Source organism: Sporosarcina sp. P13 (assembly GCF_002743055.1).
In the GTDB taxonomy this organism is placed as follows: Bacteria; Bacillota; Bacilli; order Bacillales_A; family Planococcaceae; genus Sporosarcina.
Genome location: NZ_PDYM01000013.1, coordinates 1 through 14604 on the forward strand (window position 1 = coordinate 1; position 14604 = coordinate 14604).

The 14604-nt window shown below is 39.4% G+C and carries 11 protein-coding genes and 1 other annotated feature; of the genes, 8 read left to right on the plus strand and 3 right to left on the minus strand.

Annotated elements, in window-relative coordinates:
* Positions 1 to 126 precede the first annotated feature (126 nt).
* Positions 127 to 1041 carry an alpha/beta hydrolase gene (locus CSV79_RS07980; RefSeq protein ID WP_099688520.1) on the minus strand — a complete coding sequence of 305 codons (915 nt, stop codon included), beginning with the start codon at positions 1039 to 1041 and terminating at the stop codon, positions 127 to 129.
* Between the two features lie 384 nt (positions 1042 to 1425).
* Entirely contained in the window at positions 1426 to 2790 is a 1365-nt protein-coding gene (locus tag CSV79_RS07985) for an alanine/glycine:cation symporter family protein (protein ID WP_099688521.1), read from the minus strand.
* 321 nt (positions 2791 to 3111) lie between these two features.
* Between CSV79_RS07985 and CSV79_RS07990 the strand changes: the two genes are divergently transcribed.
* Both CSV79_RS07990 and CSV79_RS07995 read left to right on the plus strand, forming a co-directional pair.
* Positions 3112 to 3999 (plus strand): stalk domain-containing protein, encoded by an 888-nt coding sequence (locus tag CSV79_RS07990; RefSeq protein ID WP_099688522.1) that lies wholly within the window; start codon positions 3112 to 3114, stop codon positions 3997 to 3999.
* A gap of 110 nt (positions 4000 to 4109) precedes the next feature.
* Positions 4110 to 4347: a binding site (T-box leader), on the plus strand.
* A gap of 55 nt (positions 4348 to 4402) precedes the next feature.
* The gene (locus CSV79_RS07995; protein WP_099688523.1) at positions 4403 to 5989 is read left to right on the plus strand and encodes a 2-isopropylmalate synthase; all 1587 of its coding nucleotides are present in this window, start codon (positions 4403 to 4405) and stop codon (positions 5987 to 5989) included.
* A 260-nt stretch (positions 5990 to 6249) separates the two neighbouring features.
* On the opposite strand, the gene CSV79_RS08005 is transcribed toward CSV79_RS07995, so the two are convergent.
* Positions 6250 to 7587, minus strand: a complete 1338-nt coding sequence (locus tag CSV79_RS08005) for a sigma-54 interaction domain-containing protein (protein ID WP_099688581.1) — start codon at positions 7585 to 7587, stop codon at positions 6250 to 6252.
* A gap of 263 nt (positions 7588 to 7850) precedes the next feature.
* On the opposite strand from CSV79_RS08005, the gene CSV79_RS08010 reads away from it, so the two are divergent.
* The 6 genes from CSV79_RS08010 (at position 7851) to CSV79_RS08035 (ending at position 14566) form a co-directional block, all read left to right on the plus strand.
* Positions 7851 to 8885 (plus strand): NAD(P)/FAD-dependent oxidoreductase, encoded by a 1035-nt coding sequence (locus CSV79_RS08010; protein WP_099688524.1) that lies wholly within the window; start codon positions 7851 to 7853, stop codon positions 8883 to 8885.
* 24 nt (positions 8886 to 8909) lie between these two features.
* Positions 8910 to 9158 carry a ferredoxin gene (locus CSV79_RS08015; protein ID WP_099688525.1) on the plus strand — a complete coding sequence of 83 codons (249 nt, stop codon included), beginning with the start codon at positions 8910 to 8912 and terminating at the stop codon, positions 9156 to 9158.
* Between the two features lie 42 nt (positions 9159 to 9200).
* Positions 9201 to 10295, plus strand: coding sequence for an aromatic ring-hydroxylating oxygenase subunit alpha (locus tag CSV79_RS08020; protein WP_099688526.1), 1095 nt, complete (start codon positions 9201 to 9203; stop codon positions 10293 to 10295).
* On the plus strand, positions 10288 to 11733 hold the full coding sequence (locus CSV79_RS08025) for an aldehyde dehydrogenase family protein (protein ID WP_099688527.1): 1446 nt from the start codon (positions 10288 to 10290) through the stop codon (positions 11731 to 11733). Before CSV79_RS08020 ends, CSV79_RS08025 begins: the two co-directional genes overlap by 8 nt.
* A 17-nt stretch (positions 11734 to 11750) precedes the next feature.
* The gene (locus tag CSV79_RS08030; RefSeq protein ID WP_099688582.1) at positions 11751 to 12833 is read left to right on the plus strand and encodes a tartrate dehydrogenase; all 1083 of its coding nucleotides are present in this window, start codon (positions 11751 to 11753) and stop codon (positions 12831 to 12833) included.
* 110 nt (positions 12834 to 12943) lie between these two features.
* Positions 12944 to 14566: a BCCT family transporter gene (locus tag CSV79_RS08035; RefSeq protein ID WP_099688528.1), complete on the plus strand. Its 1623-nt coding sequence runs from the start codon at positions 12944 to 12946 to the stop codon at positions 14564 to 14566.
* Positions 14567 to 14604: the final 38 nt, after the last annotated feature.

The following is a 14604-nucleotide window of genomic DNA, read 5'->3' on the forward strand; positions in this document are numbered from 1 at the left end:
GGAATGCAAACTTACGGGGACTATGGTCAATGGTTTCTGTTGCAATAGAAAAGCATCTCCTTAAAGTTGATATATTGATCATACTAGGAGATGCTTTTTAAAAATATGCGTTGTTTGATTGGGGGCTTACTTTAAATGTTCTTTAAACCAGTTGATTGCTTCGTTACTATAAACCTCGAATTGTTCTAGATAAGGTGTAAAGTGATGTCCATCAATTACTTTTATTTTTTTAGGTTCTTTTGCTTCTTTGAAAGCCTCAACTTGTAAATCTGTTGGTGTAACAGTGTCATGTCCCGCGACTAGTAACAAAAGAGGTGTAGGAGAAATCAAAGAAATATAATTACCAGGATTATATGAACGAGAAAGTTCTATAGAACGAATTGTAACTTCATTTTTCCAATTAGGTGACAGTGCACCACCTGATAAATACCAGTCAACAGAAGTTTTTTCAGTATATATTCCTTCATCGCCCTCAAATTCAGGAACTATCTTACGGCGCGTTGGTTCACCGCCTTGCATACGCGTTTTTCGGTCTTCGTAAAAAGTATTTAATAATGCGGGTACATCATTAGGTGACACTCTTCTAGCAGATGATTCAGAACCACTTATAGTAGGTACTTGGGATACGATACAACGCACTCGTTTATCCATAGCTCCGACCATTAAAACATGACCACCACTATAACTAGAACCCCAAATACCAATTCTTGAACTATCCACATCTTCTAATGAACTCATAAAAGTAATAGCATGTTGGTAATCAAGTACTTGCTCGTAAGGGTTGATTTCTTGACGCGGTTGACCATCGCTATCACCAAAGTTTCGGTGATCATATAAAAGAACGGCAAATCCATTGCTTGCAAATTCTTCAGCAAATTTATCGACGTACATTTCCTTTAATGAACCATATCCATGTGTCATTATAATACCTGGAAGACTTGAATCTGTATTGTTAGGTAAGTAAAGCCAACCTCTTAGCGTAATTCCTTCTGCATTAAATTCTACACTTTTTTTATTAAATAAATGAACGCACTTGTTCAAATTATTTTCCCCCAATACTGAATAATATAAAGTTCTCTCTAATTATATTTATACACCAAATTTCCGTGTTTGTAAATTGATTTCGTATGTAAATTAATTAAAGGAATTTAAAGGTAGTGATTGGGCGGGAACCACTTAGTTAGGCAATAAAATTAATGTTTAATAGAATATCAATAGCGGGACGGGGATAATTTACTATGATTGGATTACATCATATTTGGGGTAGAGTGCTATTATGCCAAGTGCAATATAGGAATGTGGAAGGTTGTTAAGGTCTATACTTTCTCTTTTCAAAAAATACGTACCGACTCGAAGTTGACAAGTCGGTACGTATTTTACTTTTTTTATGAAACGACAACCAGTTCTACAGGTTTTCACAAACTACTATTTTTTTCGTTCCGTTGGATATAAGTTCGTAAAGTAATCATCTGTAATTTCTCGCACTTTTCCACTTAAGAACAGTACAGCGATAATGTTTGGTATGACTACAATCGCTAAAAGTAAATCAAGGAATTGCCAAACGAACTGCAATCCGCCGAGTGCACCAATAACAATGGCTACGATATAGACTGCACGCATGACTTTGGAGAAGCCTAGACCAAATAGGAATTCTGCTTGTTTTTCACCATAATAGACGATAACAACGATGGTCGTAATAACAAATAAGAATAATATGAGCGATATAATGATGCCACTAAGTGTTGCACCAAAAACTGTGCTGTATGCTTCTGTCACCATAGTAGATGCTTGATCGGCATCAATTGCTTCCCAAACACCAGTCGTCAGAATGACTAGTGCTGTCATTGTGCAGACGATTAATGTGTCGACAATAACTTCGAAGACACCCCAAAACCCTTGCTTGGCTGGGTGATTATTTACTGCAGCAGAGTGGGCGATGGGAGCTGTCCCCATACCCGCTTCATTGGAGTACAGCCCTCGTGCAAGTCCCCATCGAATAGCTGCTGCGACACCTGCTCCTGCAAATCCACCAGCTGCAGAAATGGGTTGGAATGCATACGTGAAGATTAGTCCGAAAGCCGCGGGTATTTCTGTAGCATGAAAGCCAATAATAATAAGAGCAGTTACAATATAGATTACAACCATTGACGGAATCAAGCGCTCTGTCACACGTCCAATTGCCTTAATACCCCCAAAGGATACAAGTGCCACTAGCACAGCAATAACTAATCCTGTGATAAGTGGCGACCAGCCAAATGAAGATTCAATGGTCGTTGCGATGGAATTTGATTGCACCATTGTACTTGCAATGATTTCAATCATAAGTGCAAATGCGAAAACGTAAGCAACCTTCTTCCAGCCAAGTCCTTTTTTAATATAGTACATCGGACCGCCGACGTAATCTCCTGCTTTATTCTTCTCCCTATACTTGATACCGAGAACAACTTCCGAGTATTTCGTCCCGATTCCAACCAGAGCGACAAGCCACATCCAGAAAATGGCTCCAGGTCCGCCAAGTGCAATGGCGACCGGTACACCAACAATATTAGCTGCACCCATCGTAGAAGCGAGTGCGGATGTAGTTGCTTGGAAAGGCGTTAGTGTACCATCGCCTGAACCTTTCGATAATATTTTTCCGAATGTCTGGCGAATGATATGCGGCATGTATCTGAATTGAAAAAAGCCGAGACGAATGGTCAGGAAGATGCCTCCACCAATCAGTAAGGTGATAATTGGGAGACCCCATATAAAGTTCGAAATACTTTCCACCCATTTTGTAAACGTTATCATTTCAGTCAACTCCTTTGGCTGCTTGAGAAAACCCCAAATTTCTTGTTGTTTGTTTCAAATGTCGAATTTTGTTATCTACTATACTAGTAAAGTTATGATAGACCTGTCAATTAAAAATAGAATAATTTGGATTTCAGGTACAAAGGAATATGTATTTTACTAACGTAAAAATAACACATCTTCTTAATTGGGGGATGTGTTGTGGATGTTTCAGATTGTTTTTTAATTCTTCAGATGGATTAGGAGGTGTTTTTAAAACCCTGTAACTATTCCTTACTTAATCCGACTACTTCAATGAGTTCAAAAAAGGAGAGAATTTTTATGAAAATAAATAAAATCATTCCAATTGCAATGTCAGCTTTGCTCATCGGAAGTGCGGCCGCATCAGGAGAAGTGTTTGCGAAAGAAGGAGTAAAATCAGAAGTGACTTCAAATGAAAAAGCGTATATCAAAGTAGAAGGAATAATTGAAAGCGTAGAAAAAGGTGAAGCGGCTACTCTTTATACGATTAAACAGGGAGAAGAGAGGCCTGTCTTTGCCGTCACCGAAGATACACTAGTTTTTGATAATACAGGCCAACAAGTAGAGTTGGATATAGGAGACAAGGTTTCTGGGTACACAGACTCGAACAAGCCAATGATTATGATTTATCCGCCACAGTATAGTCCGGAAGTGGTTATTGTAGAAAAGGATGAGAGTGCAACAGGAACGGTTGGCGTATTCGATGATGAATTAGTGGATCCATACTTGAAATTACAGTTGAACGTAGATGAAACAACGGATCTTTCAAGTGTAACGGGTAAACAGGTGAAAGTTGATGATTTAAAAGGTAAAGACTTACTCGTATTCTATACAACGACGACAAGAAGTATCCCCGAACAGACAACGCCCGAAAAAGTGGTTGTACTGGATGGAAATACAGGAGATCAGGCCGCTAGTGTAGAACAAATAATTATCGATGATCATTATATGGTGGATGGAGTAAAGATGGTTCCATTACGCTTGTTGGCAGAAAAGCTTGGATATGTTGTGGACTCGACCGGTGAAGGGGCAATTGTTTCAAAAGGCGCACCGTCTTATACAATTACTCGCGGACAGAAAGAATATGGCTACAACAAGTCCCTTCGTAAGTTCGAAGTTGTCCCAGATTTACTTGAACCGAAAAAAACATATGTACCAATAGAGTTTATAGATGAATTAATGAAGTGAGCATCCTGATGTCTGCAATAGCACTACAGATTTTTTAAAAAAATTAAAGAATTATTTGAAAACTGTTGACAATGTAAAGTAAACCTTGTAATATTGCATACAATATATCAATTCAGACTAAGAACGGAACTAGTAAAAGTGTTTTGTGTCTTTCTAGAGAGTCGATGGTTGGTGCAAATCGGCAGGCGCGCATTTTGAACTCATCCGTGAGTCACTCCCCGAAAGTTACTAGTAAGGGATGTCGGTTTCCTCCGTTATCAGGATAGACAGTGATTGCTGTCGACAAGTGGATTTGTTTTTATGACAAATCAATTAGAGTGGTACCGCGAGTTTAACCTCGTCTCTATATTTCGATATAGAGGCGAGTTTTTTTATATTTTCACAAAAAAAGGAGTGCATTGAGATGAGTAGAAAAATTTGGGTGTTTGATACGACGTTACGTGATGGAGAACAGGTACCGGGAGCTAAACTGAATCTTTATGAAAAAGTAGAAATCGCACAGCAACTCAAGAAGTTGGGCGTCGATATTATCGAAGCTGGATTTCCTGCTTCATCTCAAGGTGATTTCGAAGCGGTGAAAGCGGCTGCTCAAAAAGTAGGTAACACAAACGATATTATGATCACAGCACTGGCTCGTGCTGTAAAAGAAGATATCGATTCCGTCTACAATGCGGTGAAATACGCTGAAAATCCAATGATCCATATGGTGCTTGGAACATCCGATATTCACGTAGAGAAAAAATTCAATAAGTCTAAAAATCAAATCCTACAAATTGGTGTAGATGCCGTAAAATACGCGAAAACCTTACTACCCGAAGTACAGTACTCGACGGAAGATGCATCACGTTCGGAGTTCGAATATCTATGGCAAACAATTGAATCGGTCATGAGGGCGGGGGCAACGATGATCAATGTGCCCGACACAGTGGGCTTCGCGGAACCAGAAGAGTTTGGAGCGATGATCTACAAATTAAATGATCGAATGAAAAACTTGAATCCAGACGTATTATTAAGCGTTCATTGCCATAATGATTTAGGTATGGCCACAGCCAATACACTAGCAGCGGTGAAGAACGGTGCAGATAAAGTAGAGTGTACGATTAACGGTATTGGTGAACGGGCAGGAAATGCGGCGCTTGAAGAAGTAATCATGGCATTGAACACAAGAAGCTCCATCTATAACGTCAATACGCAAATTAATACGAAAGAAATTATGAATACTTCACGTTTAGTATCGAGCTTTATGGGACTTGACGTACAAGTGAACAAAGCGATTACAGGAGATAATGCTTTCGCCCATTCTTCAGGTATACATCAAGACGGGTTGCTAAAATCAAGGGATGCGTATGAAATCGTTCATCCGGAAGATGTAGGTCTAGACGATATGGAACTAATTTTGACTGCGCGTTCTGGACGTCACGCAGTGAAAAATGCGCTTGAAAAACTAGGATTTACACAATTAAATTTAGACGATTTTGAAGGGATTTTTGAAGGATTCTTAGCATTAGCAGATATTAAAAAAGAAGTGTATGATCATGATTTATATGTAATTGTAGAAAATTATTATGAAAAGCATAACAAGGCTAACGTTACCAACTATAGTGACCATTTCTTTGAATTTGAAGATCTGCAAGTCATTAGTAACTCCAGCTTCCCTTCAGCGAGTGTGAAAATTCGTAAAGGTGAAGAAGTCTTTAAAGCAAGTGCTGTTGGATCGGGACCAATTGATGCATTGTATTCCGCAATTGCAGATATTACAAAAGTTCCGGTGAAACTAGTGGAGTATGATATTAGCAGTGTTTCACGCGGTAAAGATGCACTTGGTAAAGTGAAAATCACGATTGAGCATGAAGGTGTAAAATACGTAGCCAAAGCTGCAGATACAGATATTTTGAAGGCGAGTGGATTGGCTTATATGAATGCAATCAATAGTGTAATTGTAGAACAGATTAAGGAAACGACTAAGCAACTCCATGTAGTAACTAGCTAATTTGAAGCGGAAAAGGCAGAAGTCTCAGTGGACTTCTGCCTTTTCTCATGAATAAATATAAAAAAGATATTCCTGTCCATTCTTCACAGGATCTTGTGCAAACGTGTAGCCGTGTGCCAGAGCTTTTGCAGTAACCTAAGCTTTCTGTGACAAGCCAGTTTCCGTAAAGCCTGTATTTTTCATCCTGTATTGCGTTAAATAGCTCATTATCTTCTTCATAGACTTCATATAATTCGTTTGGAAAGCTTTTAACCCTACGCTTACTCCTTACTTTGGCAATATTCTCGGATCAACCGTGAAGCTTTGGACTGACTGATTTGAAGATCCGTTGCCACTCCTCTTGAAGAACCAAATTTTTCATACGATCTTCTGACCATCGTACTTGTGACATTATCCAATGCTTTATCCAATGAATTTGAATAGAAAAGTTCAGGAACTTCTTTCACATTTTCCAAAATCACTTCCGGCAAATCCTCCACTCCGATGACCGCTTCACTAATAATCACCAAACGCTCCATCAGATTTTCTAGCTGCCGCACATTGCCGGGCCACGAATAATGGTAAAGAACTGTTAAGCATTCATCAGAAATTATTTTGGTGGAATTATACTTATCATTGAATTTACTTAAGAAGCTGTAGACCAGAGGAATAATATCTTCTTTACGTTCAGCTAATGCCGGCATATGGATATCAATGACATTAAGTCGATAAAATAAATCCTCGCGGAACGTTTTTTCTTTCACCATCTTAAGTAGGTTTTGATTCGTGGCGGCGATAATACGGATATTCACCGTTTTGCTCACATTGCTCCCGATCGGGATAAATTTCCTATCCTGAATAACTTGAAGCACTTTCGATTGCAGGGGTAAGGCTAACTCCCCGATTTCATCCAAAAATATTGTCCCGTTGTGTGCTGCCTCAAACAAACCAATCTTACCTTCTTTTTTAGCACCCGTGAAAGAACCGGATGTATATCCAAAAAGCTCTGATTCTAACAAGTCTCCAGGGATGGCTGCGCAATTGACATTAAGGAAAGGTTCATCCTTTCTCTTACTTAATTTATGCAAATGATAAGCAATCACACCTTTACCCGTACCAGATTGACCGTGGATTAGCACAGTAGAGTCAGTCGGTGCAACCTTTTTGCAGAAATGTAGAATTTTACGCATCTTTTCATTGTTTGTGATAATTGCATTTGTTAAACTCTCATCTATTTTACTAGAAGAAGGTTGCTCTTCTATCGTTGTTAGTCGTGTAAAATCTTTTATTTCAGTTGCTGTAATCACAATGTATTCAATATCGTTCTGTGTATTTAATATTGGAAAAGCCCTAGTAAGCAATTCAGCTCCAATATTCGTTTGCTGACGCATCGATACAGGAGTTTTCTTTTCTAATACGCTTGGGACAATCGAGGGCGTCCAGTATCCCTCATTAAAAAAATCATTATTATATCTACCTACCACGTCATTCTTGTTCACTCCGTAATGCTTTTCGCAGTTCCGATTGACATAGACAATCCTAGTTTCTCCATCCAATACATAGATTTCATCCGACGAATAATCCAGTATTTTAAGCAACGACTCCAAAGATAAGTCCATTTTTTCTAATTCTTCGGTCACGCATAATCACCTTCCTAGTAATTGGCCTGAGTCAATATTGCAAATATTGCTATTTATTTGAATCAGATTTGACTCGATTGTAGCAGAGTTTTTAAAAAAACACACTGAAAATCTTAATCTTATGCAAGTTTAAGAAGTTGGCATGATACTTGCAATAGTATTTAACAACGCGGCGAACATAAAAGAAAACACTTAATCACCTCGTTACGTATTCTTATATATAAATAGCTAGGAGGTACAAAATGAATAGAACAGCTGAAGTTAGCGACATTTCAATTATCGGTGGAGGTCCAGTGGGCTTATTTACAGCGTTTTATGCAGGTCTTCGACAAATGTCTGTAAAAGTTATTGAAAGCTTACCGCAACTTGGGGGCCAGCTTTCTGCGCTTTATCCTGAAAAATTCATTTATGACATTGCTGGTTTTCCTAAAGTTAGGGCACAGGAACTTGTAGATAATCTAATCGAACAGATGGATCAATTTGCTACTACGATCTGCTTAGGCGAAACAGTGATCCGGGTTGAGAAAGAAAATGACGGTGTTTTCAAATTAACTACAAATAAAGAAATCCACTATTCTCGAACAATCATCATTACTGCCGGAAACGGTGCATTCCAAGCAAGGAAGATGGAGATTGATAGTGAAGAAAAGTTTCAGGATCAAAACATTCATTACTTTGTTCAAAACATGAACCAGTTCGAGGGCAAGAAGGTAGCGTTATTCGGTGGTGGTGATTCAGCGGTAGATTGGGCATTGATGCTTGAACCGATTGCCGAAAAAGCATCCATAATTCATCGCAGAGATAAATTCCGCGCACATGAACATAGTGTGGAACTTTTGAAACAATCCAAAGTGGAACGATTGACTCCATATGTTCCAGTTGAATTGATTGGAGAAGAGAAAGTAGAAAAAGTAATTATTAAGCATTCGAAAACAGAAGAGCTAGTAGAGTTAGAAGTCGATGATGTATTGGTAAATTACGGTTTTGTCTCTTCTTTAGGACCGATTAAAGATTGGAGCCTTGAAATCGAGAAGAACTCCATTGTCGTGAACTCGAATATGGAAACAAATATTAAAGGCATCTATGCGGTCGGAGATATTTGCACATATGAAGGGAAAGTAAAACTAATTGCAACAGGTTTTGGAGAAGCACCTATTGCGGTGAGCAGCGCGAAAGTGTTTATCGATCCAACCGCAAAAATGCAACCACTGCACAGTACCAGCATCATGGGAGAACAAGTAGAGACTCCAAAGAAAGTGATGGCTGAAGTCAACTGATTATGTGAGATAGGAGGCAAAGATATGGCGAAATATACAATGGTGGAGCGAAGTACGTGTATCGCTTGTGGAGCCTGCAACCCAGTTGCACCTGAATTATTTGATTACACATCTGACGGTTTCGCTTTCGCTTTATTGGATGATAATGAGGGAGTTACGGAAGTTCCAGAAGACTTAATCGAGGATTTGGAGGATGCCTTTGAAGGATGCCCAACCAATTCGATTAAAATGGCAGACACGCCATTCTCTTGTCATAGAATTGAAGCTAGTTAATTTAAAAAAAGTATAAAACAGAACCTCAAAGGAGAATGAGAAATGGCTTATAACAAAGTACAGAATGCAACAGAAAGAACATTTGAGAGAACGATGCCTTATAGTTTATTTACAGATCCTGCCGTGTTAGAAAAAGAAAAAGAAATGATTTTTGCAAAAAGCTGGCAGCTGGTTGGCCATGTGAGCCAAGTAGAAAAGAAGGGTGAATTTTTCACTGCGGAGATTGGCGATGACCCAATTATCATCATTCGTGGAACAGATGAGGTCCTTCGCGCGTTTTACAATGTATGTCCGCATAGAGCGACAAAACTTGAGAAAAGTCAGCAAGGTAAAAAGAAGATTTTACAATGTATGTACCATGGCTGGACGTTCAAAACAGATGGTAATTTAAATAAAGCACCGAACTTCCGCAGTGAAGAAGATGCTGCTTGCGTGAAGGATGCTTGCTTGCGTTCAGTTAGAATGGAAGTTATCGAATCATTGATTTTTGTAAATTTAGATGACAATGCAAAACCTTTAGCCGAATCATATGGGGACTTCTTCGATCGCCTAGGGAAGTTTGATTTTCTGAAGAACTTACAATTTACCCACAAAAAGTCTCGTCACATTAAAGCGAACTGGAAAGCATTCATTGAAAACTATTTAGAATGTGACCATTGTCACGTGGCGCATCCAAGTTTTGTTGATACACTGGATATGGATGACTATCAAATCATTACGTGTGAGAATTATTCAATTCAAGGATCTATGGTAAAACCCGACAAGCAATACGGGGAAGTGAATTTGGATGAAGCAGAAATGCAAGGAGGATCTTTCTTCTGGCTATGGCCGAACTTAATGCTTACAATCTATCCAGGACCTGCTAATATGGCATCCATCCAATTGGTTCCGATTGATCATGAAAATACTGAAATTGTTTACACATATTATTTCAGCGAAGACAGTTTGGACAAATTAACTCAAGAAGAAAAAGACTTGATGACTTTCGCAGAGCAAGTTCGCTTTGAAGATATCGAATTGGTTGAATTGGAGCAACTTGGCTTTAAATCACGTGCGTTCGAAAAAGGCCGTTATTCTCAATCTGAACAAGCAATTGTTCAATTCCATGAAATGGTACTGGAGGCACTCAATGAATAAATTACTTAATAAAACAACATCTAAACATTTAATGATTAACGGAAAGTATGTAGAAGCGTCGAGTTACGCTTCGCTATTCTCTCCATACTCTGGTGAAAAAATTGCTGAAATTGCTATGGCAGATAAAGAATTGACAGGACAAGCAATTGAAGCTGCGTATAATGCAAGAAAAGTTATTGGGAATATGCCTGCATTTCAACGTGCTGAAATATTAGAAAATGTTGCGAGAATACTAGCAGAAAAGACGGAAGAGGCAGCAACAGTCATTTCAAGTGAATCTGCGAAGCCGATCATGTTTGCAAGAGCCGAGGTTTTACGAACAATCGAGACGTATAAATTCGCTGCTGAAGAAGCAAAGCGTATTCATGGAGAAACGATTCCATTTGATGCTGCTTCAGGCGGTGTGGGACGAATTGGCTATACATTGCGTGAACCAATCGGTGTTATCGCTGCCATTACACCATTCAACTTCCCGATGAATTTGGTTGCTCATAAGGTGGGACCCGCGATTGCGGCAGGTAACCCAATAGTGCTTAAACCGGCATCTCAAACGCCCCTCTCTGCCTTATTCATAGCGGAAGTATTTAAAGATGCTGGACTTCCTGCAGGTGTACTGAATGTTATCACAGGACCAGGTGGTGTAATCGGCGATGTCCTGGTTGAGGATGAGCGTGTTAAAATGGTTACGTTTACAGGAAGTCCAAGTGTCGGAATCGGCATCAGTAATAAAGCTGGTTTGAAGAAGACGACTTTGGAATTAGGATCTAACTCAGCGTTGATTATTGATAAGGATATCGACATTGATTCTGTTATCGACCGCTGTATTATGGGGGCCTTCTCGAATCAAGGTCAAGTATGTATTTCAACACAGCGAATTTATGTGCATGAAGATCTTTATGAGGAATTCACAACTAAATTTGCAGCTGCAGCCAAGCAGTTGAAGTTAGGTGATCCACTTGAGGAAGATACGTATATTTCTTCACTAATTTCAAAGAAAGAATTAGAGCGAACACTTAGCTGGATTGAAGAAACAAAGAAAACCGAGGCAGAAATTCTTGCAGGTGGTAAGGCACAAAATGGAGTCCTTGAACCAACAATCATTATAAACGCGGATCATACGTTAAAAGTTTCTTGCCAAGAAGTATTTGCACCAATTGTCATTGTGAACAAAGTAAATTCCGTACAAGCGGCAATTGAGCAAGTCAATGATTCTCGTTTTGGTCTACAAGCGGGAATTTATACAAACAATGTGCAGCATGCGTTATACGCTTCGAAAAACTTGGAAGTGGGCGGTGTGATCATCAATGACGTACCTACCTACCGAGTGGATCAAATGCCATATGGCGGTGTGAAAGAGAGCGGAACAGGACGCGAAGGTCTTAAGTATGCCATTGAAGAAATGACGGAAATGAAACTTGTCGTCTGGAATCAAGGATGAAGGGGATGGACACAGGAATGAAAAAGTTTAAAATTGCAGTCATTGCAGGAGACGGTATTGGACCTGAAGTCATTGATGAAGGAATTAAAGTGTTAAAGAAGACCGCTGAATTAGATGGAAGTTTTTCATTTGACTTCACGTATTTTCCATGGGGTTGTGAATACTACACACAACAAGGTCGAATGATGGCAGAAGACGGAATGGAACAGCTAAAGGAATTCGATGCAATCTATTTAGGAGCGGTTGGTTTCCCTGGCGTTCCAGATCATATTTCCTTATGGGATCTTTTATTGATCATCCGTAAAAGTTTTGATCAATATGTCAATATACGTCCTGTGAAATTATTAAATGGAGCTCATTGTCCTCTACAAAATATTGAACGTGAAGATATAGATATGCTGTTCATTCGGGAAAACACGGAAGGTGAATATTCGGGCGCTGGAGATTGGCTATTTAAAGGCCAAGAGCATGAGGTCGTCCTGCAAAATGGTGTATTCTCCCGCAAAGGTACAGAACGAATCATTCGGTATGCTTTCGAGACGGCCAAAAAGCAAGGGCGTAGTTTGACTAGTATAAGTAAGGCAAATGCACTGAATTATTCAATGGTTTTCTGGGATCAAGTATTTGAAGAAGTAAGTGCAGAATATCCGGAAGTGAAAACCGCATCTTATTTAGTAGATGCTGCAGCGATGCTCATGATCACCGATCCAAAACGTTTTGAAGTAGTAGTCACGTCGAATCTGTTTGGCGATATTTTAACCGATGTTGGTGCAGCAATCGCAGGTGGAATTGGTTTAGCTGCAGGTGCGAACATTAATCCGGAAGGCACATTCCCTTCTATGTTTGAACCGGTACACGGCTCTGCACCCGATATTGCGGGAAGAGGAATCGGTAACCCTTTAGCTTCCATCTGGTCAGCTAGTCAAATGCTTGATCATTTTGGTTACGAGCACCACGGTAAAAAAGTGATAGATGCTATAGAGCAACTATTAGTTGAAGGTGAAGTTCTAACGCCTGACATGAAAGGAAGTTCTTCTACGTCGGAGGTAGGCGATCGCTTGATTGAACTGTTAGAGAAATCGATTATAGCTCGTGTTTAACTGTATCCTATCGGTGTTTTTTAACACCGATAGTTTTGTACCTATTTATGATTCGTAATATTTGCTAGTAAAATTAGATTGAATTGTAGAAGGTTAAAAGGAGTGTATATATGAGATTCAAGACAATTGATAAACAGATATTGGCTATTGCTCTGTCTTTAGTTGCGATATTAATAGTCCCTATTTTAATCAATCCTGTTAAGGGAACTTCGTTTCTAAACTCAGTTCTTAATTCCATCACCACAAACTTTGGCCCTTTGTATTTATGGGCGTGTTTAGGAATATTCGGATTTTTGCTATGGCTGGCTTTCAGTAGATTCGGCAAGATTCGATTAGGCAATACGAAGCCAGAGTTTACAACCTTTAGCTGGTTAGCATTAATATTCACTGCTGGCATAGGTTCAGGTATTATGTATTGGGGAATTATTGAATGGGCTTTTTATTATTCCAGTCCTCCATACGGTATGGCCGCTGAATCTGTTGAGGCCGCCAATTTTGCTTCTACATATGGAATGTTTCACTGGGGATTTTCAGCTTGGGCTATTTATTGTGTACCTTCCATTCCTATCGCATATGCAGTATATGTCAAAGGCCAAAAATCTTACCGATTGAGTACGGCATGCAGAGGGATTATTGGGAATAAAGCAGATGGTTTGCTTGGTAAAGTGATTGACGTATGCTTCATGTTCGGTCTGATCGGTGGCATTGGAACATCTTTAGCTCTTGGAACTCCATTGCTCGCCGAAGGAGTACATTCTCTATTTGGTTTTGAGAAAACGCTTACATTGAATTTGTCAATAGTTGTAACCTTGATGATTTTTTTCTGTATCTGTCTGTATTTTGGACTCAAAAAAGGATTGAAACGCTTAAGTGATTGGAATCTGTATCTTTACATCGCCATTGCAGTTTTTATCTTTATTTTCGGTCCAACAGCTTTTATTATCGCGACCTTCACGGACAGTGTTGGCGTATTGTTTCAAAACTTTTTCAGAATGAGCTTGTACACGGATCCGATAGGGAAGTCAGGTTTCAGTGAGAGTTGGACACTATTTTACTGGGGATGGTGGTTCTCTTATGCACCGTTCACAGGTATGTTTGCAGCCCGCATTTCTAAGGGTCGAACGATTAAGGGATTAATCCTTGGACAGTTACTGGGCGGAACATTGGGCTGTTGGATTGCCTTCGCAATCTTCGGTAACACAAGTATGTATTTTCAGCTTAATAATATTGTTCCTGTACTGGATATTCTTCAAAATGAAGGGGCACCTGCTGCAATCTTGGCTTCTTTAAGTGCGCTTCCTCTTGGTGGTGTCGTCATGGTACTCTATTTACTAATAGCAGCAATTTTCCTTGCGACTACAGTCAACTCGGCCGCTTATACGTTGTCTGACGTAGCATCCATTAATTTACGGGAAGGCGAGGAACCTGCACGTTGGTATCGTGTATTCTGGGGGATTGTGTTAACAAGCATCTCTATTGTTTTAATGTATGGCGATGGCTTAAAGGCTTTGCAGACACTCTCTATTATCACGGCATTACCTCTAGTATTCATCATATTATTGATGATCGCTTCATTCATGAAATGGGTGTACCAAGGTGAAAAAGATGGTATCCATATTTATGAAGGCGCACAATACGATAAACCGGAAGAACAGACAGTTGAAATTACTATTGAACGAGGTAAGAAGAATAAAAATAAGGGTAAAGTTATAGAAAAAGAAAACATGATTTAGCCTTTGTACAAAAGAAAAAGGCAGAAGCCCCAGTGGAC

What these genes read in the sequence shown, in the direction of transcription:
- CSV79_RS07985 (WP_099688521.1), bottom strand. Translation starts at nt 2,790, where the DNA reads ATGATAACGTTTACAAAATGGGTGGAAAGTATTTCGAACTTTATATGG.
- CSV79_RS07990 (WP_099688522.1), top strand. Translation starts at nt 3,112, where the DNA reads ATGAAAATAAATAAAATCATTCCAATTGCAATGTCAGCTTTGCTCATC.
- CSV79_RS07995 (WP_099688523.1), top strand. Translation starts at nt 4,403, where the DNA reads ATGAGTAGAAAAATTTGGGTGTTTGATACGACGTTACGTGATGGAGAA.
- CSV79_RS08005 (WP_099688581.1), bottom strand. Translation starts at nt 7,587, where the DNA reads ATGGACTTATCTTTGGAGTCGTTGCTTAAAATACTGGATTATTCGTCG.
- CSV79_RS08010 (WP_099688524.1), top strand. Translation starts at nt 7,851, where the DNA reads ATGAATAGAACAGCTGAAGTTAGCGACATTTCAATTATCGGTGGAGGT.
- CSV79_RS08015 (WP_099688525.1), top strand. Translation starts at nt 8,910, where the DNA reads ATGGCGAAATATACAATGGTGGAGCGAAGTACGTGTATCGCTTGTGGA.
- CSV79_RS08020 (WP_099688526.1), top strand. Translation starts at nt 9,201, where the DNA reads ATGGCTTATAACAAAGTACAGAATGCAACAGAAAGAACATTTGAGAGA.
- CSV79_RS08025 (WP_099688527.1), top strand. Translation starts at nt 10,288, where the DNA reads ATGAATAAATTACTTAATAAAACAACATCTAAACATTTAATGATTAAC.
- CSV79_RS08030 (WP_099688582.1), top strand. Translation starts at nt 11,751, where the DNA reads ATGAAAAAGTTTAAAATTGCAGTCATTGCAGGAGACGGTATTGGACCT.
- CSV79_RS08035 (WP_099688528.1), top strand. Translation starts at nt 12,944, where the DNA reads ATGAGATTCAAGACAATTGATAAACAGATATTGGCTATTGCTCTGTCT.